The sequence below is a fragment of the Tenacibaculum soleae genome (assembly GCF_001693415.1).
GTDB classification, from domain to species: Bacteria; Bacteroidota; Bacteroidia; order Flavobacteriales; family Flavobacteriaceae; genus Polaribacter; species Polaribacter soleae.
Window position 1 is genome coordinate 1,432,404 of the sequence record NZ_MAKX01000001.1, and the last position, 24,096, is coordinate 1,456,499.

Below are 24,096 nucleotides of genomic sequence, written 5' to 3' on the forward strand. Positions count from 1 at the left end.
CCATGAAAAAAATAAATTTAGGGAGCGCGGCAAATGCAAATAACGGAGATAAAATTCGTATTGGTGGTGCTAAAATAAACGACAATTTTAAAGAAATAATTACGGTTTTGTTTGGTGCTCAAATTTGGGATGGCAATGTTGATGAAAATATACAGGCTTTGTTACAAAATTTATTAACAACCGAAAAAGGGTCGTTTGTTGCGGCTTTAAATTCGTTGGTAGGTGGTCGTTTTAGTGGCTTATATAGTGATCTGGTTGGTGTTCCTGATTTTGGTAGTTATGTGAAAATAAAAGATAGGGATTATGTTTTACACAAGCACACAAACAACACCGATCCATCAAAAAAAGGAATACGCCAAAACAACGATATTGTATATAACGTGCAATGGAGCGCAACAGAAGTTTGGCAAATGGCAATGTGTATAGATGCTACCAAAAGTGCAGATGATAGGGCGGCATGGAACGTGATAAACCCAATAGAAGGTATACCATTAATTTAAAACAAATATATGTCAACATTAACAGAGAGAGTTGCGGCGTTAGAGAAGCAAATTCAACCGCACAAAATTACGCTTACACATGCAGATAATCCAAATTTAACTGCTTGTGTCGAGCTTAAAGAAACAGGAGATGTTGTTGTAAAGTACAACACAACAACATCAACCGAAACACCATTTTTAACATTTGAAAAAGAATAAATTATGAAACAAAAAATAACATTTTTAGCATTACTATTTACAGTTTTAACATTTGCTCAAACCACGGTGCATAACACCAAGGTTAAACTTAAAAACGTTATCACAGGTGTAGTATCAGACAGTTTACTGGTTATAGCACCAAATGATGAAGTTCGTAAAATTCCAAGGTCTGTTTTTTTACAAGGGGTAGAAGTAGATTTAAGTGATTATTTCACCCGAAACGAAATGAGTAGTTTACTAGCAAACTACGCAATTGGCGACCACACGGTTGATACTAACACGCAGTTGTCAGAAGCGCAAGTAGATGCTTTTACAGCTAATAATGGGTATTTAACAACTTTGCCAAGCAATATCAATGCTAGTAAAATTGCTGATGGTTCGGTGTCGAACGAAGAGTTTCAGCTTTTAAATGGTTTAACAGAAGACATTAGTATAAGTTTGGCTCAAAAAGAAGAAACTATAAACAAGTCGCCAAATTTTATAAGTCCTAATAATATAAGTTATCCAACTACTAAGGCTGTTGATGATAATTTTGTTAAAAAGTCTGGCGATACCATGACTGGGAGTTTAAAAGCTACTAACTTTCAAAATGAAAATATAATACTTGAAAATCAAGGACTTCGTGTAACAGGGTTAAACGCTTCTTTAGGTTTTTTAGGTAACGGAACAGGGAATTTCAGTTTTGGATATGGCGCTGGAAACGGAAGTGGTTTACTTAGGTATTATGCGGGTACTACACAAGCTAAATGGGGTGTTGATAGCGGAGGAAACTCAACACAAACTGGTTCAGCAACAGCAAATGATTTTATCGGTGCTTGGAATGGTAAAACACCTGCCGATTTTGAGCCAGCCATGACAATGAGCAGTACTTTTGGTACTTTAAGTGATGCTAAAGGGAGTTATCTTCATGGAAGTTTTGGTTCAGCGGCAACCTTAACTATTCCTGCAGGTGTGACAAATAGAAAGTGGTTAATTAGTACGACAAGTCAGGCTGTTAATTTTGTGGCGGGTAGTGGTGTTGTTATAGATGTAATTGCAAACGGTAGATCTACTTCGTTGGCAATTGGTGATGAGGATAGTATCGGTCAAAGCGCGACGTTAATTCGTGTATATGGTGATACTTATATTTTGATAAAATAATTGTAAAACACCTAAAAAATGGAATTATTAAAACAAATATTAGGAAGTCAGTCAGTAGAAGTTTGGTTAGCAGGTATGTTTTGGAGCTTGCAAGGAATTATAGCAATAAAACTGTATTATTTACCAAGTAAGGAAAAATTCAACCTTAAATTTTGGTTAAATGACAACCTTATTGATGTCGTTAAAGGACTGTTTTGGTCGTTGGTGGCGTTAAGGTTAGGAGATTATTTAATTCAGGTTTTGCGCCAAAAAATGAATTTTGATTTACCTGAAACTACCGATTTTGTGGTTTATATGATTATTATAAGTACTGTAATTCAGTACAAATTGCATCAAAATAGAACTCCTGTTCTAAAAAACAAACAATTAAAATAATATTTAAGCCATTCCTTTTAAATGATTGAGAATATTTTACAGCTATCAGGGGTTTTAGCGCCTGTTTTGTTTGGTTTTTACAAGTACGCAACCGATCGAAAAGATAAGAAGCAGAAAGACGAAATAACAGCGTTAAAGCAAGATAAAACAGCGTCAGGCTTTAATATCGGCTTATTGTCTAACTTAATGAAAATGAAGCTTTACAGCTCTTTAGAAGTTGTAACAAAAGTTTTATTTAATAACACAAAAGCGACTAGAGTGATAGTATTTGTAGCTATTAACGGAAAAGTAGAGCCTAAAAAAGTATATGCGTTATTTGGAGAAAAAGACGATGGCATGCAAATAGATCAGGAATTTAAAGGAGTTGAAATAGATGAGCCATATTTGCATACGCTTCATGAGTTAGAAAAGGAAGGTAGTTTATTGGTTGAAACAATGAAGCTAAGGAGTGGCTTGTTGAAAAACATATATTTTAAAGAGCAAATAACATTTTCTTATTTAAAATTTGTAAAGAGATATCATTTAACAGAAGAAGATGATGCTGTTGTGTATATGAGTATAGCTACAGATAATGATGTTAGCTTTAATTCTATTGAGTTGACAGAAATAGATATTAAAGTAAGCACCACTTACAGGAGTATAATTAATAAAATAGCAAATTAACTATGCATCTACCATTAAAAAAAATAATTGACAGAGGAAACGATCCAACAGGTTTTGGGCATTTTGGAGCGAAAAGAGGAACACGCAAACACAAAGGACATGATATAATTTCTGTTCCTGGCGAAAGTGTAGTTTCTATGATTGATGGTGTAGTGACAAAAATAGGGTATGCTTACAAAAATGCGTTGCAATTTAGATATGTGGAAGTCACAAATGATACTTATCGAGTTTGGTTAATGTACTTAGAACATGCTAATTTAAAAGTTGGGCAAACAGTTTGCGCTGGACAAAGAGTTGGCTACGCTATGGATATTGCCAAATATCATAATGCTAAAAGAGCTAAAAAAAACAAACTACTTAAAAAATCGGAGCGTAAAAAATTAGTAAAAATGATTAATCATTTACACGTGCAAATTTGGAAAAACGGCAAATTAGTTGATCCTAAACCTTATTTGATATGAAAAACACAATACAAATAACGCTTATAATTATATTATCGGTATTGCTGTTTAATCAGTGCGAAGAAACTGCACAGTTTAAAACCACGCTAAAAAACAACGAATTAGCGAAAGCAGATACAATTGAATATTATATTAATGCAATTGGTTTAGGAGTAGCCGAAAAACTCACCTACAAAGGTACGGCTGAGCAACTAGAAGTTTACTTATCAGAAAAAACTAAAGAATCAGATCAGTTTAAAGAAGCTGCAAAAGGTTGGCGCAAAAAGTATAATGCTTTACATATTAAACTAGATTTTGTATTAGATAGTGTTGATGTATTGTTTAACAAGCCAGTACCTTATAATTTCGAACGCACATTCGAAAAACTTACAAAAGACTATGCTTTAAAAGGAATTGCCAACCAAAATGGCTTACAAATAGATTTTAGAGCAAAAGCAGCAGTAACATCATTTACAGGTATTAAGCCAACAGCCTTATTTGATAACCAACTGCAAACAGAAATAACAAGCTCAACAGATGCGTTAAGAGTATCGGGCTTTGATAATTTTAGTTTTTTACCAAAACCAAAGAAATGGAGTTTAAATTCGTCAATTTTCATAAACACAAAAGCCGAAATTCATTTTGGCGTTGGTATAGGTTATAATTGGTGGTCTTTTTAATTTGTGATATTTTTGTGATATTTTAAAACCTTAAAAGGTGTTTTCCTTTTTGTTTGTTGGTTTTCTTTTGTTGTTTTAAAAGTTCCTTCTAAGGAGGCGGTCATAGGTTCGAATCCTATCGGGCTCACTTAAAGCTTCACTTTAATTAGTGAGGCTTTTTTGTTTTCTTATGTTTTGTAATGCTTGTAGCTTCTTTTTATAGTCTTTCTTTATTATTTAATTACAACAACTTATTAATCAAATAACATCTTTTAAGGTACACTTTTAGGCACCCTATTTATACATCAGGTACACCCTTTAATCTTTAAAATTTAACAATAACAAGTTTAATGCAGTTTTACAAGATTATATTTTTATAAAAAAAAGTCCTACCGAAGCAGGACTTAAGATTTTCATCTACGGCATATAACCTTATTGTGATAAGATTAAAAATTAGAAAAAACGATATTAGTTGTGCTGTTAACTTCTAATTATCATGTTTTTAAAGTGATGTATCGTGAATAAAAAATGCTTCTTGTAAAGATGTAATAGCTTTACTTGAAGCATTCGTAGTTTAAAAAAAAATTAAGGTAGTTTCCGTTACGTTCTCTTTTAAAATCAAAAATATGTTTCCAATAATAAGCTGCCGCAACAGCTTCTCTATTATCAGTATCACCACTTAAAACTTTAGAAGCATAATATTTTAAAGGATTATTGTTTTTGTTTAAAATTTCTAAAACCGCAGCCTGATTATTAATTTTAGCTTTTATAATTTGTTGCCATAGTTGTTTTTTTAAAGGCTCAGAAGCATTAATTTGATTTTAAAATGTTGATGTTGTATATGATGACTTTCTAAATTTAAAAGCATGCTTTGAGGCATGTGTTTGTTGTTGCAAAAAATTACACTTACGTTGTTATTACTTAGTTTTGATATTGTTGGAATTGAGATATACAATTCTTGATTTTCAATTACCAAAAAAACAATATCTTCAATAGGTACGGTAGTCGTTTTTATAGGTGTTTTAATTAGTAATTATTCATTTTTGGTAGTTAACGAGCATTTATTTGTAAAAAATAAGGTTCTTTTAAGCATAGTTTTTGTTTTAAATATACAATTAAACAATGTGAACAAAAAGCGTAACGTTTTATATAAATACGTATAATTAATTATTGTGTAGTTTAAAGATGTTTTTTTTATGAAATTTCTGTTTTTTTTGTTAATAAATTAGGTTTGTTGTTTTTTTTATTTTGATGTAAACAATAATATATAATTATAGACGTTTAATACAAAATCAACCTTCAAACCCTTCAAATAATGAAAACAATGAAACAATTTATTAAATTAATAACGTTAGCCATTTTGGTTTCGTTACAAAGTTGTGATAAACAAGAAGTAGAAAAAGACTTAAGTTTAAATGCTATTGCTCCAGAATCAGGTATTTTACCAAGTGAGTTAGGTAGTCATAATACAACGCATAACTGTGCAACGGTATCTCAATTTGGACCTAATTCTTATTGGTCAAATACGCTTGTAAACGCAAGTGAAACAAATTTTTTAAAACAACAAAATAATAAAGCGTCAAACCTTTTTGGAATAGCTAATGTTCCTCTTTACTTTGCTGCAGGAAGTGGTACATTTAATGCGCTTTCTTATGGGCCTCCAAACAATTATATTATTTGGGGTGAAGAAATGTTAAGCGGTGCATTAAATTACGGAAGATCTGCGGTAGCATATATTGTAGCACATGAAGTAGCACATCAAATTCAGTTTAGACAAGGATACCCTTCTGTAACAGGTGCTTCTAATACAGAATTAGAAGCTGACGGTTTTGCAGGATATTTTTTAAGAAGAAGTTATACCACTAATTGGTCTGACGTTATTCCTGCGTATAACTTTGCGCAATCTATAGCAGGGGCTAATGGGTCTTCTCATGGTACAGCTGCACAAAGACGTTCTTCAGTAAGGTTAGGATGGTTATTAGCAAATAACGGAGCTTTATCAAACGCAAACCTTGATTATAACTTTTTTTACTACTATAATAGTTATATTCTTCCAGGTAAGTTAAGACCTAGTGGTGAGCAAAAACCTAAAAAAATAGATGAAAAATTACATGAATTTATGTTAACTAAAATAGAAGAGTTAAATGATATTTATACAGGTAAAATTTCAGAAGAAGAATATGCTAAGTTAGGTAATAACTAAAAAATATAAATAAAATAAAAAAGGTTGATGATTTTAAAGAGGGGTTTTAATGCCTCTCTTTTTTATTATACAATAATCGGTTTTAATGAAGTCATACCCTTTATTTAAAGGAAGATAGTCAATGAAATGTAAAATAATGATTTATACTACTAGTAAACCGTTCGTTAAAACACCGTCTAAATTAAAAATAAAAGTGTTAACTTATGAAAATGGTTCTTTACAGCTTTTTTCATTTTTCTTAGATTTGTTTTAAAATAAGTTGATAAATTTATCTGTTGCACTTATTACTTGAACTTACAATTTAATAAATCTAAATGATTTCAAATTGTTTTTTATCACTTCTATTCACTGGGTTTATTTGTGCCTATGCAGGGTTTCAGATAATAATTTTATATGTTGTTTCTTTAATTAGCAGATGTGAAATTTCAAAAGATATATTATGTTAAGTATAAAAACTAGTACTAATTTGATACATAGTATTGATAAAATTATTTGCAAAAACAGTAGCAACATTTAATTTTTTTCGTTACTCAGAATTAATAGCATATGTTTTTTTCCTATTTATTTCGCTAATTTTTGAAAAATTTAAAAATCCATTTTTTTTTCGACTTCTAAATAAAACGGAACTTCATTAAAATTTACTTCTATTATATTTATAGCAAAACGTTGCAGTAAATAAAAATACTTTTTTTGCTTTTACTTTTTGATAAGTTTAATAAATCTCTACCTGAAGTGTTTATAAAAAAATAGTTTTGTAAATCTAAACTATTTTAGTTGTAGATAGTAAACAGCCAGTTTAATACACAAAACAGCATCACAAATATTCAAATAAATCTAATCAGTCGGAAGATTAATAGTTTTTTTATTTCAATTTTTTTATCAGAATATTTTGATGCGGATGATATTTACAGTGAATGTAAAAATTAAAACGTTAGGTTGAAAGAAGTGAGATATTGTTTTAAAAAAGAGTTAGAATTGAGAGAAATCATCATTCCTAGAAAAAAGTATTTTCAATCTTATAAAATCTATTTTGTTCTTAATAGGTTGATTATTAGTGTTTTTGTTTGTTTTTTGATTTGGTAATTTATATATTTATAGAGAAAAGAAAAAGTAAGTGTATTTGATAGCAGGCTCTGTTTTTTGATATTAAGTTAAAAAACTAGATATATTATTAATAAAAAAAGATGAAAATATTTAACCCCCAAAAAAAATAACAGATGAAAAAGAAAATTATATTATTAATGTTTATGATGAGTGTAAACTTATTTTCTCAAGTAGGAATAGGAACTTTAACACCTAGTGAATCATCCCAATTAGAAATTACTTCAAATAATAAAGGTGTATTAATACCCAGGGTTAATATTGATGATTTAAATACCACAGCACCTATAACTAGCCAAGTAGTTGAAGAAAGTTTATTAGTTTATAATACGAATACAGTTTCAGGTAAAGGTTTTTATTATTGGGCAGAAAATAAATGGAATAGATTAGTTGATATAGATAAGGTTTTAAACATTATAGCAACGCACTCTGATAATCAAACGATAACGTCTTTTTTTTTAAATAATTCTAATATTTTAACAATAGAAATTGAAAATGGAGGTACAGCAACTGTTGATTTGTCTTCATTATTGAATAGAAATGAAGTGTTAACTGGAGCGGGTAGCCCTATAGTTAATGCAATTAATCCTTTGTCAGGTAATTTGTATATTGATGTTGATAATGGCAATTTATATAGTTCGAATGGAAGTATATGGATAAGTGTCACAGAAAAAGGTGTAGATGGAGCGGATGGAAAAACAGTTTTAAACGGAATAGGTAACCCTGGAAGAGGAGTAGGTGGAGACAATGATTTTTACATTAATACTACTACAAATGAAATTTTCGGACCTAAAAGAGCTGGTCAATGGGGTTTAGGAACAAGTTTAGTTGGGCCAACAGGAAAAAAAGGAAAAACAGTTTTAAACGGAATAGGTAACCCTGGAAGAGGAATAGGTGGAGATAATGATTTTTACATCAATACCACTACAAATGAAATTTTCGGACCTAAAAGAGCTGGTCAATGGGGTTTAGGAACAAGTTTAGTTGGGCCAGTAGGAAAAAAAGGAAAAACAGTTTTAAACGGAATAGGTAACCCAGGAAGAGGAGTAGGTGAAGACAATGATTTTTACATTAATACCACTACAAATGAAATTTTCGGGCCTAAGAGAGCTGGTCAATGGGGAGTTGGTGTAAGTTTGGTGGGAGCTGTAGGTGCTTCAGGAAAAACAATATTAAACGGAAATGTTATTCCAACAACAGAAGGAGTTGACGGAGATTTTTATGTAAACACATCAACAAATATGTTTTATGGGCCAAAAGCATCAGGTTCATGGGGAGTTGGTGTAAGTTTGGTAGGAGCTGTAGGTGCTTCAGGAAAAACAATACTAAACGGAAATGTTATTCCAACAACAGAGGGAGTTGATGGAGATTTTTATGTAAATACATCAACAAATATGTTTTATGGACCAAAAGTATCAGGTTCATGGGGAGTTGGTGTAAGTTTGGTGGGAGCTGTAGGTGCTTCAGGAAAAACAATATTAAACGGAAATGTTATTCCAACAACAGAGGGAGTTGATGGAGATTTTTATGTAAACACATCAACAAATATGTTTTATGGACCAAAAGTATCAGGTTCATGGGGAGTTGGTGTAAGTTTGGTGGGAGCTGTAGGCGCTTCAGGAAAAACAATACTAAACGGAAATGTTATTCCAACAACAGAGGGAGTTGATGGAGATTTTTATGTAAACACATCAACAAATATGTTTTATGGACCAAAAGTATCAGGTTTATGGGGAGTTGGTGTAAGTTTGGTTGGAGCTGTAGGTGCTTCAGGAAAAACAATACTAAACGGAAATGTTATTCCAACAACAGAGGGAGTTGACGGAGATTTTTATGTAAACACATCAACAAATATGTTTTATGGACCAAAAGTATCAGGTTCATGGGGAGTTGGTGTAAGTTTGGTGGGAGCTGTAGGCGCTTCAGGAAAAACAATACTAAACGGAAATGTTATTCCAACAACAGAGGGAGTTGATGGAGATTTTTATGTAAATACATCAACAAATATGTTTTATGGGCCAAAAGTATCAGGTTCATGGGGAGTTGGTGTAAGTTTGGTAGGAGCTGTAGGTGCTTCAGGAAAAACAATACTAAATGGAAACGTGATTCCAACAACAGAGGGAGTTGATGGAGATTTTTATGTAAATACATCAACAAATATGTTTTATGGGCCAAAAGTATCAGGTTCATGGGGAGTTGGTGTAAGTTTGGTAGGAGCTTCAGGAAAAACAATACTAAACGGAAATGTTATTCCAACAACAGAGGGAGTTGATGGAGATTTTTATGTAAACACATCAACAAATATGTTTTATGGACCAAAAGTATCAGGTTCATGGGGAGTTGGTGTAAGTTTGGTGGGAGCTTCTGGTGTTGATGGAACTTTGACAGGAATAGTAAACCCTAATGGAGTTTTAACAGGTATAGCAGGACAATTATATACAAATACAGTAACTGGTGAGTTATACAAAACAAAAGATGGTATTACTTGGGAGCTGGTAGACAATGATGAACAAGATATGTCTTTAACTGGTAATATTATTAGTTTAACTAAATCGCTGTCAACGGTTGATTTGAGTAACTCTACGTTAGCAACAAGTGTAACAAATAACACTACAAAAATTGAAAACTTAAATAGGCTAAATAGTATAAGAGTTTTAACTGATCCGTCCTCATCTACAACAATTTTAGATTCAGATGGTACTGTTATCATTCAAAATACAGCGCTCATATCTTTAAGTTTATCTCCTGTTTTGTTACCTGATCCTGTTATAAGCAACGTTGGTCGAAAAATAACAATAGTATACAGAACCTCAGGTTTGGTAAGTTTAGGTATTAATGTTACCACTTTGAGTGGTGGAAATAGAATAAAAGGGTCAGTTTTAAATGCTCTCAATGTTTCTGTTGTAGGAACAAATACTTCTGTAACTTATCAATGTGGGTTAGATCCAGATGGTACTAATTACTGGTATGTTGTAAATAAAAGTTTATTATAGTATAAATATATAGTTATGAAAAAGATTTATATGATATTGATAGTTATTTATGCAATTAAGAGTGTACAAGCTCAAGTTATTAATAAAGGGGATTTTTATGTAGCAAATAATACAATGGTTAGTGTTTATGATAATACTATTAATAATGATGGTAGCGAATTGGTTAATAATGGGGATCTTTATTTTTTTAAAGATTTAGCTAATAATGGAAATATTACTTTTACCTCAAATAATAATATAAGCGGAGTTTATTTTGTAGGGGATGAGCAGCAGATTATTAGTGGATCTGGTTTAACTAATGTGTTTGATATTGAATTTAATAACAGTACAAGTTCTTTTGCTTTTTCTTTAGAGAAAGAATTAATTATACATGGTACTTTATTGTTTCAAAATGGTGTTATACATAATACAACACAAGGAGTATTGAGTTTTCAAAGTAACTCAGATTACGAAAATTTAAACAATCAAAGTTATGCAAATAATAAAGCGAGAAAAAAAGGGAACTCAGCTTTTATATTTCCAGTGGGAGATTATAAATTAGACACATTTATATCTAGGCCGTTAGAAATTAGTGCTTCAGATAATATCAATAATCAATTTTTAGTAACTTTTAATTGGAGTAACTCTGATGTTGATTTTTCTCACAATAGCAAAGAGCCTTCTATTGGTTTAATTGATATGAATGAATTTTGGGAAATCAATAGAGAGATTGGTAACTTTGATGTATCTGTAACATTAACATGGAATAATGTAACTACTCCTGATTTTATAAGATCAAACCCTACAGATATGATTATTGTTAGGTGGAATGGTTTTAAGTGGGTTAATGAAGGGGGAGTAGTTGATGTTGGTAATAATAAAATTACTTCAAACGTTTCTGAGTATGGTATTTTCACTTTAGCAAGTAAGTCAAATATAGAAGTAGCTAGAGTTGCAAATATGTCGGATTCTTTTTCTCCAAATGGAGATGGAATTAATGATACTTTTGAAATTCTCGGTTTAGTTGATAGTTACCCTAACTTTAAGATGAAAGTTTATGATAAATATGGTAAATTATTGTTTAATTATAGAAATAATGGAAATTTAAGTCCTAATTGGTGGGATGGAACGTTAGAAGGAAAAGAAATGCCTGTAGCTACCTATTGGTACGTTATTGATTATAATGATTCAAAGACAAAAGCTTATCAGGGTTGGTTGTACCTAAATAAATAAATTAAATGAAAATACATATTGTATTATTACTTTCATGCTTTTTTTTAATAACTAAAGTTATAGCACAGCAAACCCCTGAATACACTCAATACATGTATAATATGTCAGTTGTTAACCCTGCTTATGTAGGTATTAATGAAGGGGTTAGTTTAGGTTTTTTAGCAAAAACACAATGGGCAGGTGTAAATGGAGCACCAAAATCTATAAATGCTTTTATTCATAGCCAAGTTGGTGAAAATATAGGATTAGGGTTGTTTTTAATTCATGATAAAATAGGACCAGTAACAGAAACGCATAGTTATGCGGATTTTTCTGTAACAATAAAACCATCAAAAAAATCTAAATTATCATTTGGTTTAAAAGCAGGAGCTACTTTTCAACAAATAGGGTTGTTAAAATTAAATCAAACAGACCCCAACGACCCAAAGTTTAATCAAAATGTAAACAAAACGTATCCAAACTTTGGAATAGGGGTGCTTTATTATTTAGAAAGATTTTATTTGGGTCTTTCAATACCTAATATCTTAGAATCATTACATTTTGAAAGGTCAAATGGGATTATTGTCAGAGCTTCTCAAAAAACAAATGGTTTTTTAACTACAGGCTATGTTTTTAATTTAAAAAAGTATTTTAAATTAAAGCCATCAATATTGACAAGGTACAATAATAGTTCTCCGATACTTATAGATATGTCTTTGAACCTATTATGGAAAAACAAATTTGAATTAGGTGTTTCACATAGGTTTAATAATTCATGGAGCGGAGTTGTTAATTTAAAAGCAACTAATAATTTAAGAGTTGGGTATGGTTATAATCATGTTATTTCTAACTTTAGTCGATTTAATTCAGGGTCACATGAGGTCTTACTTCTTTTTAACTTTCAAGAAAACCCCACATTAAATAGATTTTTTTAATTTATTTTCGATACCAGTATACTGTTCTGCCAAATAATGCAGCGCCAACATAGCCTCTAACTTTTAGTTTGTTGTTGTTTTTTAGTTGGATAAAACAACTATATATTTTTCCATTTTTAGGATCTAAAATTTTACCACCGCTCCATTCATCATTATTTTTAGATAAGCCTGTTAAAATATTCATTCCTAAAATAGGTTTGTTTTTACGTTCACCTTTACATTTATCACATACGGAGTTTTGTTTTTCTTTTTCTGTAATTTCGATGATTTTAGCAAAAGCCTTTCCGTTTTTTTCATAAATCTCAATAACAGAATCTACTTTATTGGTTTCTTCATCTCTATTTTCCCACTTTCCAAAAATGGTTTGAGCATTGATAGAAAAGCTAATGATACATAAAAAGCTGAAAAGTGTTTTTTTCATTATTATAAAGATTTAGTAAAGTTAATATCTAAAAATATTTAAATTAATCATATTGAGCATCAAAATTACTGTCCCATTTTTTTTGAACACGTAATACTTGCTCAATAACATCACGAGCACAACCTTCACCACCATTTTTATCAGAAATATATTTTGACACTTGTTGAATCTCACGAACAGCATCATTTGGGCAACATGGCATGCCGACTAATTTCATTACAGGGTAATCAGGTATATCATCACCCATGTAAGCAATGTTTTCGGGTTGTAAATCGTATTTGCTTACTAATTCGTTAAATTGTTTAATTTTATCATGAGCACCTAAATAAATATCTGTAATTCCTAAGTTAGCTAAACGAGTTCTAACGCCTTCGTTTTTTCCTCCAGAAATAATACAAACCCTAAACCCAGCTTTTACTGCTGCTTTTAAAGCATAACCATCTTTAATATTCATTTGGCGTACTAATTGTCCGTCAGGAAAAACGGTTACAATTCCGTTCGTTAAAACACCGTCAACATCAAAAATAAAAGTATTAATTTTTGGTAATAGTTCTTTATAGCTTTTTTCCATTTTCTTGGATTGATTTTGTAATAAGTTGATAAATTTCTTGTTGTTGTTTATTTAATAAATTCAAATGATTTTGAATTGTTTCCTTATCATTTCTCTTTGCAGGTCCTGTTTGTGCTTCAGCAGGATTTAAGGTAATAACTTTATGTGCTGTTTCCTTAATTAGCGGATGTAAAATTTCAAAAGGTATACTATGTTCAGTACAAATATCTGCACCAATTTTATACATATTATTGGTAAAATTGTTTACAAAAACAGCTGCAACATGTAGTTTTTTTCGTTGTTCAGAATTAATAGCATATGTTTTTTTACCTATTGCTTTTGCTAATTTTTGCAAAATTTTAAAATCTTGCTTGTTTTCGGCCTCTAAACAAAACGGAATTTCATTAAAATTTATTTCTTTATTTTTAGAAAAACTTTGCAGTAAGTAAAAAACACCTTTTCTACCCTTGTTTTTTAATGAGTTTAATGAAGCACTACCAGAGGTGTGTACAATTAAAGCGTTTTTTTTATCAATTTTAGAAGAAACATCAATTATAGCATCATCAGAAACGGCGATAATATAAACATCGGCATCCATCAATAGATCTAAACTACTGGTAATAGAAACAATGTTTTTAAAATGTTCAATTTTCGCAATATTTCTGGCATATACTTGTAACAACGATACTTCTTTTGCTTTATTAAAAGCTTTTATTAAGTGTGTTGCCACATTTCCGCCACCAATAATGGTAATTCTAATCATAGGTACGAAGATATTGAATTTATATTATAGTAATTAAACTAATATTAAAAAGGTAAAATATAAAAGAATAGAAGGTTTAATGCTGATTTTGTAAATTAGCTTATTAAAATAAATAGAAGATGAAATTAGATATATTGGCGTTTGGAGCGCATCCAGATGATGTAGAATTGGGTTGTGCAGGCACTATTGCCAAAGAAATTCATTTAGGTAAAAAAGTAGGTGTAGTTGATTTAACTAGAGGTGAATTAGGTACACGAGGATCGGCAGAGTTACGGGATAAAGAAGCAGCAGAAGCAGCTGATATTTTAGGGGTTTCTGTTCGTGAAAATTTAGGTTTTGCAGATGGTTTTTTTAAAAATGATAAAGAGCATCAGTTACAAGTTATAAAAATGATTCGTAAATATAAACCAGATATAGTGTTGTGTAATGCGATTAGTGATCGTCATATTGATCATCCGAAGGGAAGTAAATTGGTTTCAGATGCTTGTTTTTTAAGTGGATTGTTAAAGGTTGAAACGGAAATTAATGGTATAGTTCAAGAAAAATGGAGACCTAAACAAGTGTATCATTATATACAATGGGAAAATGTAGCTCCAGATTTTGTTGTTGATGTAACAGGTTTTATGGATCATAAAGAAGCATCGGTTTTAGCATATTCATCTCAGTTCTTTAATCCGAAAAGCAATGCACCTGAAACACCAATTACAAGTAAAAATTTTACAGAAAGTGTACGTTATAGAGCTAAAGATTTAGGTAGATTGATTGGAGTAGATTTTGCAGAAGGTTTTACCTCAGAGCGTTACGTTGCAGTTGAAAATTTAAGTAAATTAATTTAAAAAAAAGTTTTGTAGATATCAGAAACTGTTATATATTTGCACCCGCAAGTTACATGGTGGTTGTAGCTCAGTTGGTTAGAGTATCGGTTTGTGGTACCGAGGGTCGCGGGTTCGAATCCCGTCTTCCACCCTAAAAGTCTTCTCATTTGAGAAGACTTTTTTAATTTAAATGAAAAAAAACTTCTCAATTATTTTTGAGAAGTTTTTTTTGTTTTTAACCATTGATCATATTTATTTATGTGTTTAAAACGTTTATGAGACCATAAATAGTATTCAGGTTGTTTGTTAATGTTTTTTTCTGCTATTTTTAAAAATTTATCGGTTATTTCAAAATTAGCGTACTCTTTAGGGGTTGTTGTTATTAACTCAAATTCTGTTTCAAAATAACCTCTTTTTATTTTAGTTGTATTCATGTTAACGACTATTAAATCGTGTTTTTTAGCTAAAACTTCAGCGCCAGTATGTACAGGTACTTTTTGATTTAAAAATTGTGCCCAATAACGTGTTTTGTGTAGTTGTGGAGATTGATCGCTTAATAAAATATATAAGGTCTGTATTTTTTGAGCTTCCCTACTGTTAATAGTTTTGTTAAATATTCCGGTAGGTACACCATCAAAACCAAATTTGGTTCGTGAAGATTTTATTACTTTTTCAAAATAAGGATTCTGAATTTTAGTATACGCGCCAAAGCAATTAATAGTTAAATCAAAAGGCATTCCGAAAGCCCATTCCCAGTTTGCTTGATGAGTACCTACTAACGCAATACTTTTTCCTTGTTTGGTTAATTCGTTTATTAGCTCAGGGTTTTTGTAGATGTACCTTTTTTTTATCTCTTTCTTAGAAATAGTAAACGATTTGATACTTTCGAAAATTAAATCAACAAAATGTTTAAAAAATTTTTTACAAAGTGTATTAATCTCTTTCTCGTTTTTATTAGGAAAAGCTAATCGTAAATTATTAATAACTACTTTTTTTCTGTAGCCAATTATGTTAAAGATAATAAAGCGAAAAAAATCAGAAATTACATAAAGCAGTTTCATGGGTAGGATTGATAAAATCCAAATTAAAGGATAAACAATTAAAAATGTAAGCAGTTTCATTCAATTAAAAATTTCAGCAAATATCGTATTAAATCACGAACAATTTACTTTATTAACTTTTGATTATGTTTGTGGTTATAAATATATACTATGAGTCAAATTATTTTAATACTAATCGTTGCAAATGTTTTAGTATCGTATAAGGGATTTAATGATATTGTTTTTTTTGATCGCTATAAGTTTCAGATTCAAAAAATACTAAATGGAGAAAAATTACGAATGTTGACTTCGGGTTTTTTACATGTTGATTGGATGCATTTAGGGTTTAATATGTATGCTTTATATCTTTTTGGCAAGGTAGTGGTTGGTAATTTTGGTGTTTCTTATTTTTTATTGATTTATTTTGGAAGTTTACTGGCAGGAAGCATGTATTCTTTATATCAGCATAAAAAGGAATTTTATTACAGCGCTGTTGGAGCGTCAGGAGCAGTATCAGGAGTGGTATTTTCATCAATAATGTTGTATCCAGACATGGAATTAATTATGCTGCCAATTCCAATTCCTTTACCAGGATATGTATTTGGAATAGGGTATTTATTGTATTCTATATACGGAATGAAAAATCAAGTGGGTAATATAGGGCATTCAGCACATTTAGGAGGTGCAATAGGGGGCTATATATTAACTTTAATTTTAAAACCTAGTGTAATAGGTAACAATACCCTAATGATAGGGGTGATTGGTGCGATTATAGTTGGTTTGTTTTTGTTTGGAGATAAATTAAAACTAAATAAATAAGCATAAAAAAACCGAAACATTTGTTTCGGTTTTTTTTGAGCGAAAGACCAGGTTCGAACTGGCGACATTCAGCTTGGAAGGCTGACGCTCTACCAACTGAGCTACTTTCGCATTGGCAAATAAAGATTGTTAAAGTCTATCTTCTAAAGACTAGAGCGAAAGACCAGGTTCGAACTGGCGACATTCAGCTTGGAAGGCTGACGCTCTACCAACTGAGCTACTTTCGCATTGGTAAATAAAGATTATTAAAGTCTATCTTCTAAAGACTAAGAGCGAAAGACCAGGTTCGAACTGGCGACATTCAGCTTGGAAGGCTGACGCTCTACCAACTGAGCTACTTTCGCATTGGTAAAGAATTTTGCAATTTCTTGCAGTTGCTTTCTAATAAAATTAATTATGTTGTAAAGCGGTTGCAAATATAAGATGTTTTCTAGTATTTACAATAGTATTTTGAATAAAATTAATAAAATTTTTGATCTTCTCGCATAACTTTCACAAAATGAAATCCATAGATATCAAATCCTTCATTACAATAAAATTTGTGCGACTTCCGATTACCTGTATAAGTATTTAATTCAGCAACTTCACAACCTTTTGCTTTTGTATATTCATAAATCCATGAAAAAAACTGTTTCCCTAAGTTTTTACCACGATATGTATCATCTATGATAACATGATCAGGTTCTACACTTTTTCCAATATAATGACGAGTCGAATACCAAAGTCCACAAATACCTATTAATTTATCGTTGTCAAAAATACCAACACACTCGTAAGTATTATAAGTAGCCATTTCTATAATACGTTCTTTTAAAATATCGTCAGGCGTAGTAGTGTTTAACTTTCTTAAAAGAGGAAGAATTATTAGTATGTTCTTCTTATTAATAGGTTTAAAATTAATATTCATTTTTGATTAAAGATATAGTTTAAAAGAAATAAAAAGCTAAATTACTACACATAAATTAAATTATTGAGAATGAATTTCGTTTTTTAGTAAAATTATGTATTCTTTAGAAGAAAACTAATTTTGAAGATTTATAGGATAAAATATGATAATTAAAGAAATTTCAGCTGAAAAAACATATTTGATAAGAAAAAATATTTTACGTAACGGAATAGATTTACCATTTAAATTTATTGGAGACTTTGATGCAGACACTTTTCATTTAGGTGCTTATCATTCGGGAGAGTTAGTGGGGATTGCTACTTTTATTAAAAATAAAATGAGCGGTTTAGAGCAAGCACAATATCAATTAAGAGGAATGGCAACTTCAGAAAAAGGAAGAGGAAAAGGATTTGGTAAACAAATAATAAAAGAAGCTAAAGTAATTTTAAAACAAAAAAAAGTATTTATTTTATGGTGTAATGCCCGAGAAGAAGCAGTAATGTTTTATGAAAAACTAAATTTTACTATTGTTGGAGAGGAGTTTGAAGTTGCTAAAGTGGGGCCACATTATAAAATGTATACTGAAATTTAGAAATAAAAAAAACTCAAACCGTTAAGTTTGAGTTTTGTAGCGAAGAGCAGATTTGAACTGCCGACCTCAGGGTTATGAATCCTGCGCTCTAACCAACTGAGCTACCTCGCCGAATGCGGGTGCAAATATAGAACTTATTTGCTATTAAGCAATAAAAAACGAAGTTTTTTTTTAAAAAAATAAAGATATATCTTGCCAACTTAAGAAAAAACAAATGAGTAAAGTAAAATTCGAATTAGAGTTTCCTATACATGCATCACCAAGTATGTTGTATAACTGTTTAGCAACTCCTTCAGGATTAGAAGAATGGTTTGCAGATAGAGTAAATTCTCGCGGGAAATTAATCACATTTATGTGGGATGATTCTGAAGAAGAAGCAAAAATTTTAGCAAAAAAGACCAATGAGCGTATAAAATTTAAATGGGAAGAAAGTGAAGATGACGAAAGTTATTTTGAGTTTAGAATACAAGTAGACCCTTTAACAAAAGATGTGGTGGTAATTGTAACCGATTTTGCAGATGATGAAGATGCTGTTGATGAAGCAAAAATGTTATGGGAAAGCCAAATAGAAAGTTTAAAACATAGTATTGGAGCATAATCTTTTAGAACTGATAATAAAAACTCGACATTTTGTCGAGTTTTTTTATGGCTACTAATAAGCTAAGCTGTAAATTTGCAATCAAATTTTTTTGAGGAATGGTAAATTTTAATGGAAATATAATAACAGAAAAAGCATTACAGTTATCTACTAATAATAGAGCGTTTAAATATGGTGATGCTATTTTTGAAACCATAAAAGTAGTAAATACTAAAGTTGTTTTTATTGAAGATCATTATTTTAGATTGATGGCATCAATGCGAATGCTACGTATGAAAATTCCGATGAAATTTACCTTAGAGTTTTTACAAGAAGAAATTTTAAGAATAACAAAAGAGCTTTCAGGTGTTGGTACATATAGGGTTCGATTAACAGTTTATAGAAAAGATGGCGGTTTTTATAACCCAAAATCAAACGAAATAGATTATTTAATTGAAGCTTCAGAGTTTAATTATGTTGAAAAATCAAATTATAAAGTCGATTTATATAAAGATTTTTATAACTACTCTGGCTTGTTATCAACAATAAAAACATCTAATAGAATGTTAAATACATTGTCAGCTATTTTTGCAGATGAAAATGATTTAGATAACTGTATTTTATTAAATGAGCGGAAAGGAGTTGTTGAAGCAACCAATGGAAATGTTTTTATTATAAAAGATGATGTTATAAAAACGCCTGCTTTAAATGAAGGCTGTATTAAAGGAATTGTTAGAAAAAAAGTAATTGAAATTTTAGAAAAACATCCTGATTATACTATCGAAGAAACTGTGATTTCTCCGTTTGAATTACAAAAAGCTGATGAAGTTTTTGTAACCAATGCGATTATAGGTATTCAACCTGTTACTAATTATCGAAAAAAAGTATTTACATCAATAATAACTGATAAAATAAAAAGTAGCCTTAAATTATTAACAATAACAGGTTAATTCATTTGAATATCGCTAGGAGCATTAGCCCAAATTTTATATTTACCACCTTTTTGTAGTAGTTTTTCTTTCCAAAGACCTTCATTATTAGTGGTTAGTATATTTTTGTAGTCGTTTTCTGAAATAAACCAAGAATCTGTATTTAATTCATTTTCAAGCTGATTTGTTTCCCAGCCAGAATATCCTAAAAAGAACCGAATATCTGTTGGTTTTAACTTGTTTTCGATTAAAAGCTGTTTTAATAATTCAAAATTACCACCCCAATAAATACCATTAGCAACCTCTATACTGTTAGGAATTAGTTGTGGTACTTTATGTATAAAATACAAATTATCTTGTTCAACTGGGCCACCTTGATAAATTGTAAAATCACAATCTATTTCAGGTACTAAATCGTTTAAAACATAATTTAAAGGTCTGTTTAAAATAAAACCAACAGCACTTTTTAAAGTATGTTCGGTTAATAAAATAATGGTTCGTTTAAATGAACTATCATTTAAAATAGTTGGATCAGCAATTAATAATCTGCCTTTTTCGGGTTTAAGAGCAACCATATACGTATTATTTTATCTGACTAAAATAAGTAAAAAATTAATAAAATTTTAACATTTTTATTATAATTTGTTTTAAAAAAGTAAAAAACGGTTATATTTTTTCTAATTTTAAAATAACTTCTTGTCGTTTTCGAACAGAAACAGGAATTGTTTTTTTATTTTTTAAAACTAAATAACCGCCATCAGATTTTATAAACTCTTTGATATACTGTGTGTTAACTAAGTGACTTTGGTGTACTCTTATAAAATCAAACTCTTTTAACATGTCGGCAAAATATTTAAGTGTTTTGCCTACCAAAATTTTTTGATTTTCAATTAAAAAGAACTCAGTATAGTTATTATCGGACTTACAACGTATAATATCATCTAGATTTACAACAATAATCTTATCAGAAGTGCTTAGAGAAATTTTTTGAGGGCGTTGATTGGGTTGTTTTATTGATTGTTGTAAAACGGTTAATTGTTCTTTGTCGGGTTTTAGTTGATTTTTAGCTTTGTTAATAGCGTTTGATAAATCTTCAGATGTATAAGGTTTTAAAATATAATCAATGGCAGCAAATTTAAAAGCCTTGACCGCAAACTCATCACTTGCAGTTACAAAAATAACTTTTGACGATAAATCTGGGTGAATTTCAAGAATATCAAAACCAGTACCATCACCAAGCATAATGTCTAAAAATAAAATGTCAGGTTGTTTTTTTCTTAATAAAATAGATGCTTCAACAACACTTTTAGCGGTGCCAATTATTGTTATTTCAGAATGAAATGTTAGAATGTCATTTTTTAGCATAGCTAACGCGTTAGGTTGATCTTCTACTAAAATTGCGGTTAATTTTTTCATACATCAGTTAATTTAAACGACGTTATTTCTGGTCTTACATTAAATCTAACCTGCCATAAGTGCCCTAAAGCCCTGTTTATATATAATGTTCTGCCATCATTTAAAACAATTTTACCTGCGGTGTATTTTTTGTTTTGTACGGGTAGCATTGGAGCCGGTAAGAAAGGAGGTTTTACTTGTCCTCCATGAGTATGTCCTGCTAAAACCCAACCTTTATAATTATTCCAAACATCTAAATCACATACATCAGGATTGTGACATAGTACAAGGTTCGCTTTTTTTGCATCATGTTGTAACATAACAGGTTTTGGGTTAAAATTTAGTCCCCAATAATCATCAAAACCGATGATGTTTAAACCGTTAAATTCTTTTTGTTGATTTCTTAAAACAGTAACACCAACTTCTTCTAATAATAAAGAAATCGTGTTTGCAACATTGGCTTGACGCCAGTTTTTACCATAATCATGATTTCCTAAAATGGCTACTGTTGCTATTTTACCTTTAACAGCATGTTTTAAAACTTCTTTTAATTGCTCAAATTGTTGCTCGTTTTCATAGGTTACAAAATCACCAGTATATACTACAAAATCAGGATTTTGTTTTTGTGCTTTTTTAAATGAGTCAATAATATAGCTATAATCAAAACGATTACCAACATGTATGTCGCTAAGTTGCATTAAAGTTTTACCGATAAGGTTTGTGGGTAGATTCTTTATAGGCATTTTTTGTTGAACAAATTCTAACCAAAATGGTTCTATTTGCCAGCTATATAATCCGCAAACAAATCCAGTTCCAAGTAATCCGAGGATTGATTTTTTTACAAATTTTCTTCTTTTCATAGTTAAAAATCAGTTTTTAAAGGAATTTTAAATTCAATTTTGGTTCCAATTATGCTATCTTTTTCTTTAATTTCATGAGCATTAAAAGTACTTTTTTTAGCTATACTTTTAATACGTTCTTTAGTAATTGATATAGCTAAAGAGTTATGTTGTTTTGAGTTTTGTTGCTTTTTTGATTGATGAATACCTATACCGTTATCAATAATACAGCAGTGTAAAAAACTTTTTTTACTATAAAAGTTAACGATTATTTTTCCATTTTTAATAGTGTTAATTCCGTGTTTAATACTGTTTTCTATAAAAGGCTGTATAAGCATTGGTGGCACCAAAACTTCTTCAGCGTTTAAATTTAAAGTTGTATTAATTTCGTATTCAAAAGAGTGTAAACTCATTTGTTGTTCTAATTCTATATAGTTTTTTAATATGGTTATTTCTTCAGATAAGTTAATTTCTTCTTGTCTAGAGTTGTGTAAAATTCCTCTTAATAAGGTTGCAAATTTTCCTACTGTAGTATTTAATTCTTTTATTTTTCCGTTATTTCCTAAGGCCTTAATTCCGTTTAAAACATTAAAAATAAAATGTGGATTCATTTGTAATTGCAAGGCTTTTTGTTCGAGCGATAACAAATGATTTTCTAGTTTTAACTTATCAATTTTAGCTTTATTTTTAGCTCTTATTCTTTTTATGTAAGTGTAAAGTAAAGTGCTAATAAATAGTGCTACAAAAGCGATTAAAGAAAGTTTAAACCATTTTTTTTGATGTATTGGAGTATCGATAAAAAAATGAAATTGTATAGGTTTACTTATAGTTTTACTTATTTTAGATTGTACGGTAAAAGTATAATTACCAGGATTTAAATATGGGAAGTCAACAGTATTTTTGTTTGTCCAGTTGCTATATTTATTGTTTAGCTTGTAGCGATATAAAATGTTTTTTGGAGCATTTATGTTTACTGTTTTATAGGTAAAAGATATGTGATTTTCGGTAGGTTTTAATGGTAGTGTTTTATTGTATTTATTAATATTTATGCTATCTAAAGATTTGTAAACAATTTCAATATTTTGAAAAGTAATTACTGGTTTTGATTTGAGAGTTGTTTTACTTTTTAGTTTATAAACACCTTGATTTTTTGTAGCAATCCAAATATTTTTTTGTTGATCTTGAAAAACCGTATGTATACGGTTGGTTTTTAAAGTATTGTATTTGTTAATGTTTTTTACAAAAAGCAGGTTTTTATCAAATATTTCAATTCCTTCATTTTTTGAAATAACCCAAAATTGATTGTTAATATTTTTAATGTTTGTAGTGCTTCTTATAGAGCCAATAGTAGTTTTAATTGTATCATTTACAATTAACTTAACACCATTGTTATAAGTTGTTGCAATAGTTTTATTTTCATCAAAAAGAATAGCGGTATAATGATCTAAATCAATTCTTTTTAATAGGGTAGGGTTAATTAAGTTGTCTAATTTCCATAAAGCTTTATTGGTAGCTACCCAATAAAATTCGCCATTAAACTTTAGGTCATTTATGGTATTTAAATCAATTTGAAAGTTAGTTCTAATATTTGAAAGAAAATCTTCACGAACTCTTAATATTCCTTTTTCGGTTCCTAAAAAAGTATGTTTTGGTGTTGTTAGTATACAGTTGATTTTTTTATCTTCAAAATTGTAAAAATCATTGTTGTTTTTAATACTTAAACCATTGTTTGTTCCAATATACAAAGAGTTTTTTGTAGCTGCTATTGTAGTTGTATTATTAGCTGCTAATTTGTTTTTGTAGTTGATAAAATCTATTCCATCAAAACGAGTAATACCTTTGTTGCTAGCAAACCATAGATATCCGTCATTATCTTGCGTTATGTCGATTATATTTAAACTAGGTAAACCGTCCTTTAAATTATAGTTTTTAAAAATGTTTAATTGAGCAATTGTTTGAGTTGCAATTGTGGTAAAAAAAAGAAAAAATAAATAATTTAAAAACTTCATATTAACAAACTTAATTAAATTAAACGTCATTGCAATTGAGTAATCTTTTTTATTGATTACTTT

25 protein-coding genes and 5 tRNA genes are annotated in these 24,096 nt (G+C 30.0%); 17 read left to right on the forward strand and 13 right to left on the reverse strand.

Annotation, left to right across the window (positions count from 1 at the left end; genetic code table 11):
* The first annotated feature begins 2 nt into the window (after positions 1 to 2).
* From BA195_RS06830 to BA195_RS06880, 11 genes are all read left to right on the forward strand, one after another.
* The gene (locus BA195_RS06830; RefSeq protein ID WP_068703701.1) at positions 3 to 500 is read left to right on the forward strand and encodes a hypothetical protein; all 498 of its coding nucleotides are present in this window, start codon (positions 3 to 5) and stop codon (positions 498 to 500) included.
* A 9-nt stretch (positions 501 to 509) separates the two neighbouring features.
* Complete coding sequence (locus BA195_RS06835; protein ID WP_068703703.1) at positions 510 to 698, forward strand: hypothetical protein; 189 nt, start codon at positions 510 to 512, stop codon at positions 696 to 698.
* 3 nt (positions 699 to 701) lie between these two features.
* Positions 702 to 1,838, forward strand: a complete 1,137-nt coding sequence (locus BA195_RS06840; RefSeq protein WP_068703705.1) for a hypothetical protein — start codon at positions 702 to 704, stop codon at positions 1,836 to 1,838.
* Positions 1,839 to 1,856: 18 nt separating this feature from the next.
* Complete coding sequence (locus BA195_RS06845) at positions 1,857 to 2,213, forward strand: hypothetical protein (RefSeq protein WP_068703707.1); 357 nt, start codon at positions 1,857 to 1,859, stop codon at positions 2,211 to 2,213.
* Positions 2,214 to 2,234: 21 nt separating this feature from the next.
* Positions 2,235 to 2,876, forward strand: coding sequence for a hypothetical protein (locus BA195_RS06850; protein WP_068703709.1), 642 nt, complete (start codon positions 2,235 to 2,237; stop codon positions 2,874 to 2,876).
* A gap of 2 nt (positions 2,877 to 2,878) precedes the next feature.
* Positions 2,879 to 3,337 (forward strand): M23 family metallopeptidase, encoded by a 459-nt coding sequence (locus tag BA195_RS06855; RefSeq protein ID WP_068703711.1) that lies wholly within the window; start codon positions 2,879 to 2,881, stop codon positions 3,335 to 3,337.
* On the forward strand, positions 3,334 to 3,996 hold the full coding sequence (locus BA195_RS06860) for a hypothetical protein (RefSeq protein WP_068703713.1): 663 nt from the start codon (positions 3,334 to 3,336) through the stop codon (positions 3,994 to 3,996). Before BA195_RS06855 ends, BA195_RS06860 begins: the two co-directional genes overlap by 4 nt.
* A gap of 1,303 nt (positions 3,997 to 5,299) precedes the next feature.
* Positions 5,300 to 6,178 carry a neutral zinc metallopeptidase gene (locus BA195_RS06865; protein ID WP_141677659.1) on the forward strand — a complete coding sequence of 293 codons (879 nt, stop codon included), beginning with the start codon at positions 5,300 to 5,302 and terminating at the stop codon, positions 6,176 to 6,178.
* Positions 6,179 to 7,395: 1,217 nt separating this feature from the next.
* Positions 7,396 to 10,272 (forward strand): beta strand repeat-containing protein, encoded by a 2,877-nt coding sequence (locus tag BA195_RS06870; RefSeq protein WP_068703717.1) that lies wholly within the window; start codon positions 7,396 to 7,398, stop codon positions 10,270 to 10,272.
* Positions 10,273 to 10,287: 15 nt separating this feature from the next.
* A complete protein-coding gene (locus BA195_RS06875; protein WP_068703719.1) occupies positions 10,288 to 11,484 on the forward strand; it encodes a T9SS type B sorting domain-containing protein in 1,197 nt (398 codons plus the stop codon).
* A 5-nt stretch (positions 11,485 to 11,489) separates the two neighbouring features.
* Positions 11,490 to 12,398 (forward strand): PorP/SprF family type IX secretion system membrane protein, encoded by a 909-nt coding sequence (locus tag BA195_RS06880; RefSeq protein ID WP_068703721.1) that lies wholly within the window; start codon positions 11,490 to 11,492, stop codon positions 12,396 to 12,398.
* Between the two features lies 1 nt (position 12,399).
* Here BA195_RS06880 and BA195_RS06885 read toward each other — a convergent pair whose 3' ends face one another.
* From BA195_RS06885 to BA195_RS06895, 3 genes are read right to left on the reverse strand one after another with little or no spacing between them, the layout of a single operon-like run.
* Positions 12,400 to 12,819 carry a DUF2147 domain-containing protein gene (locus BA195_RS06885; protein WP_068703723.1) on the reverse strand — a complete coding sequence of 140 codons (420 nt, stop codon included), beginning with the start codon at positions 12,817 to 12,819 and terminating at the stop codon, positions 12,400 to 12,402.
* 43 nt (positions 12,820 to 12,862) lie between these two features.
* On the reverse strand, positions 12,863 to 13,390 hold the full coding sequence (locus BA195_RS06890) for a KdsC family phosphatase (protein ID WP_068703725.1): 528 nt from the start codon (positions 13,388 to 13,390) through the stop codon (positions 12,863 to 12,865).
* Positions 13,374 to 14,132 carry a Rossmann-like and DUF2520 domain-containing protein gene (locus BA195_RS06895; RefSeq protein WP_068703729.1) on the reverse strand — a complete coding sequence of 253 codons (759 nt, stop codon included), beginning with the start codon at positions 14,130 to 14,132 and terminating at the stop codon, positions 13,374 to 13,376. The genes BA195_RS06890 and BA195_RS06895 overlap by 17 nt, the downstream gene beginning before the upstream one ends.
* A gap of 119 nt (positions 14,133 to 14,251) precedes the next feature.
* On the opposite strand from BA195_RS06895, the gene bshB1 reads away from it, so the two are divergent.
* Positions 14,252 to 14,968 carry a bacillithiol biosynthesis deacetylase BshB1 gene (gene bshB1, locus BA195_RS06900; RefSeq protein ID WP_068703731.1) on the forward strand — a complete coding sequence of 239 codons (717 nt, stop codon included), beginning with the start codon at positions 14,252 to 14,254 and terminating at the stop codon, positions 14,966 to 14,968.
* Positions 14,969 to 15,023: 55 nt separating this feature from the next.
* Positions 15,024 to 15,099: transfer RNA gene (locus tag BA195_RS06905), tRNA-His, on the forward strand.
* A 57-nt stretch (positions 15,100 to 15,156) separates the two neighbouring features.
* Here the strand turns inward: BA195_RS06905 and BA195_RS06910 are convergent.
* Positions 15,157 to 16,068, reverse strand: coding sequence for a lysophospholipid acyltransferase family protein (locus tag BA195_RS06910; protein ID WP_068703733.1), 912 nt, complete (start codon positions 16,066 to 16,068; stop codon positions 15,157 to 15,159).
* Positions 16,069 to 16,158: 90 nt separating this feature from the next.
* Here BA195_RS06910 and BA195_RS06915 point away from each other — a divergent pair, with 90 nt between their 5' ends.
* Positions 16,159 to 16,806, forward strand: a complete 648-nt coding sequence (locus BA195_RS06915; protein ID WP_068703735.1) for a rhomboid family intramembrane serine protease — start codon at positions 16,159 to 16,161, stop codon at positions 16,804 to 16,806.
* A 38-nt stretch (positions 16,807 to 16,844) separates the two neighbouring features.
* On the opposite strand, the gene BA195_RS06920 is transcribed toward BA195_RS06915, so the two are convergent.
* The 4 genes from BA195_RS06920 to BA195_RS06935 form a co-directional block, all read right to left on the reverse strand.
* Positions 16,845 to 16,917, reverse strand: a tRNA-Gly gene (locus BA195_RS06920).
* Between the two features lie 43 nt (positions 16,918 to 16,960).
* Positions 16,961 to 17,033: transfer RNA gene (locus BA195_RS06925), tRNA-Gly, on the reverse strand.
* A gap of 44 nt (positions 17,034 to 17,077) precedes the next feature.
* Positions 17,078 to 17,150, reverse strand: a tRNA-Gly gene (locus BA195_RS06930).
* Positions 17,151 to 17,266: 116 nt separating this feature from the next.
* Positions 17,267 to 17,713, reverse strand: coding sequence for a GNAT family N-acetyltransferase (locus BA195_RS06935; RefSeq protein ID WP_068703741.1), 447 nt, complete (start codon positions 17,711 to 17,713; stop codon positions 17,267 to 17,269).
* A gap of 142 nt (positions 17,714 to 17,855) precedes the next feature.
* On the opposite strand from BA195_RS06935, the gene BA195_RS06940 reads away from it, so the two are divergent.
* Positions 17,856 to 18,284, forward strand: a complete 429-nt coding sequence (locus BA195_RS06940; protein ID WP_068703743.1) for a GNAT family N-acetyltransferase — start codon at positions 17,856 to 17,858, stop codon at positions 18,282 to 18,284.
* Between the two features lie 37 nt (positions 18,285 to 18,321).
* Here BA195_RS06940 and BA195_RS06945 read toward each other — a convergent pair.
* Positions 18,322 to 18,395: transfer RNA gene (locus BA195_RS06945), tRNA-Met, on the reverse strand.
* Between the two features lie 103 nt (positions 18,396 to 18,498).
* Here BA195_RS06945 and BA195_RS06950 point away from each other — a divergent pair.
* Together BA195_RS06950 and BA195_RS06955 are read left to right on the forward strand one after the other, a co-directional pair.
* Positions 18,499 to 18,882, forward strand: a complete 384-nt coding sequence (locus BA195_RS06950; protein WP_068703745.1) for an START-like domain-containing protein — start codon at positions 18,499 to 18,501, stop codon at positions 18,880 to 18,882.
* A 98-nt stretch (positions 18,883 to 18,980) separates the two neighbouring features.
* Positions 18,981 to 19,811 (forward strand): aminotransferase class IV, encoded by an 831-nt coding sequence (locus tag BA195_RS06955; RefSeq protein ID WP_068703747.1) that lies wholly within the window; start codon positions 18,981 to 18,983, stop codon positions 19,809 to 19,811.
* Here BA195_RS06955 and BA195_RS06960 read toward each other — a convergent pair.
* The 4 genes from BA195_RS06960 to BA195_RS06975 all read right to left on the reverse strand — a co-directional run bounded on the left by BA195_RS06960 (position 19,808) and on the right by BA195_RS06975 (position 24,033).
* Positions 19,808 to 20,365 carry a YqgE/AlgH family protein gene (locus tag BA195_RS06960; protein ID WP_068703749.1) on the reverse strand — a complete coding sequence of 186 codons (558 nt, stop codon included), beginning with the start codon at positions 20,363 to 20,365 and terminating at the stop codon, positions 19,808 to 19,810. The genes BA195_RS06955 and BA195_RS06960 overlap by 4 nt on opposite strands.
* Before the next feature lie 91 nt (positions 20,366 to 20,456).
* The gene (locus tag BA195_RS06965) at positions 20,457 to 21,206 is read right to left on the reverse strand and encodes a LytR/AlgR family response regulator transcription factor (RefSeq protein ID WP_068703751.1); all 750 of its coding nucleotides are present in this window, start codon (positions 21,204 to 21,206) and stop codon (positions 20,457 to 20,459) included.
* Complete coding sequence (locus tag BA195_RS06970; protein WP_068703753.1) at positions 21,203 to 22,045, reverse strand: metallophosphoesterase; 843 nt, start codon at positions 22,043 to 22,045, stop codon at positions 21,203 to 21,205. The genes BA195_RS06965 and BA195_RS06970 overlap by 4 nt, the downstream gene beginning before the upstream one ends.
* Positions 22,046 to 22,047: 2 nt before the next feature.
* A complete protein-coding gene (locus tag BA195_RS06975; RefSeq protein ID WP_068703755.1) occupies positions 22,048 to 24,033 on the reverse strand; it encodes a sensor histidine kinase in 1,986 nt (661 codons plus the stop codon).
* Between the last annotated feature and the right edge of the window lie 63 nt (positions 24,034 to 24,096).

Bases quoted from the DNA above. Each gene is read 5' to 3' on its own strand.
- BA195_RS06935 (WP_068703741.1), bottom strand. From the start codon at position 17,713: ATGAATATTAATTTTAAACCTATTAATAAGAAGAACATACTAATAATT.
- BA195_RS06890 (WP_068703725.1), bottom strand. From the start codon at position 13,390: ATGGAAAAAAGCTATAAAGAACTATTACCAAAAATTAATACTTTTATT.
- BA195_RS06950 (WP_068703745.1), top strand. From the start codon at position 18,499: ATGAGTAAAGTAAAATTCGAATTAGAGTTTCCTATACATGCATCACCA.
- BA195_RS06960 (WP_068703749.1), bottom strand. From the start codon at position 20,365: ATGGTTGCTCTTAAACCCGAAAAAGGCAGATTATTAATTGCTGATCCA.
- BA195_RS06895 (WP_068703729.1), bottom strand. From the start codon at position 14,132: ATGATTAGAATTACCATTATTGGTGGCGGAAATGTGGCAACACACTTA.
- BA195_RS06840 (WP_068703705.1), top strand. From the start codon at position 702: ATGAAACAAAAAATAACATTTTTAGCATTACTATTTACAGTTTTAACA.
- BA195_RS06845 (WP_068703707.1), top strand. From the start codon at position 1,857: ATGGAATTATTAAAACAAATATTAGGAAGTCAGTCAGTAGAAGTTTGG.
- BA195_RS06875 (WP_068703719.1), top strand. From the start codon at position 10,288: ATGAAAAAGATTTATATGATATTGATAGTTATTTATGCAATTAAGAGT.
- BA195_RS06855 (WP_068703711.1), top strand. From the start codon at position 2,879: ATGCATCTACCATTAAAAAAAATAATTGACAGAGGAAACGATCCAACA.
- BA195_RS06860 (WP_068703713.1), top strand. From the start codon at position 3,334: ATGAAAAACACAATACAAATAACGCTTATAATTATATTATCGGTATTG.
- BA195_RS06970 (WP_068703753.1), bottom strand. From the start codon at position 22,045: ATGAAAAGAAGAAAATTTGTAAAAAAATCAATCCTCGGATTACTTGGA.
- bshB1 (WP_068703731.1), top strand. From the start codon at position 14,252: ATGAAATTAGATATATTGGCGTTTGGAGCGCATCCAGATGATGTAGAA.
- BA195_RS06865 (WP_141677659.1), top strand. From the start codon at position 5,300: ATGAAACAATTTATTAAATTAATAACGTTAGCCATTTTGGTTTCGTTA.
- BA195_RS06975 (WP_068703755.1), bottom strand. From the start codon at position 24,033: ATGAAGTTTTTAAATTATTTATTTTTTCTTTTTTTTACCACAATTGCA.
- BA195_RS06880 (WP_068703721.1), top strand. From the start codon at position 11,490: ATGAAAATACATATTGTATTATTACTTTCATGCTTTTTTTTAATAACT.
- BA195_RS06870 (WP_068703717.1), top strand. From the start codon at position 7,396: ATGAAAAAGAAAATTATATTATTAATGTTTATGATGAGTGTAAACTTA.
- BA195_RS06915 (WP_068703735.1), top strand. From the start codon at position 16,159: ATGAGTCAAATTATTTTAATACTAATCGTTGCAAATGTTTTAGTATCG.
- BA195_RS06835 (WP_068703703.1), top strand. From the start codon at position 510: ATGTCAACATTAACAGAGAGAGTTGCGGCGTTAGAGAAGCAAATTCAA.
- BA195_RS06885 (WP_068703723.1), bottom strand. From the start codon at position 12,819: ATGAAAAAAACACTTTTCAGCTTTTTATGTATCATTAGCTTTTCTATC.
- BA195_RS06850 (WP_068703709.1), top strand. From the start codon at position 2,235: ATGATTGAGAATATTTTACAGCTATCAGGGGTTTTAGCGCCTGTTTTG.
- BA195_RS06830 (WP_068703701.1), top strand. From the start codon at position 3: ATGAAAAAAATAAATTTAGGGAGCGCGGCAAATGCAAATAACGGAGAT.
- BA195_RS06965 (WP_068703751.1), bottom strand. From the start codon at position 21,206: ATGAAAAAATTAACCGCAATTTTAGTAGAAGATCAACCTAACGCGTTA.
- BA195_RS06910 (WP_068703733.1), bottom strand. From the start codon at position 16,068: ATGAAACTGCTTACATTTTTAATTGTTTATCCTTTAATTTGGATTTTA.
- BA195_RS06955 (WP_068703747.1), top strand. From the start codon at position 18,981: ATGGTAAATTTTAATGGAAATATAATAACAGAAAAAGCATTACAGTTA.
- BA195_RS06940 (WP_068703743.1), top strand. From the start codon at position 17,856: ATGATAATTAAAGAAATTTCAGCTGAAAAAACATATTTGATAAGAAAA.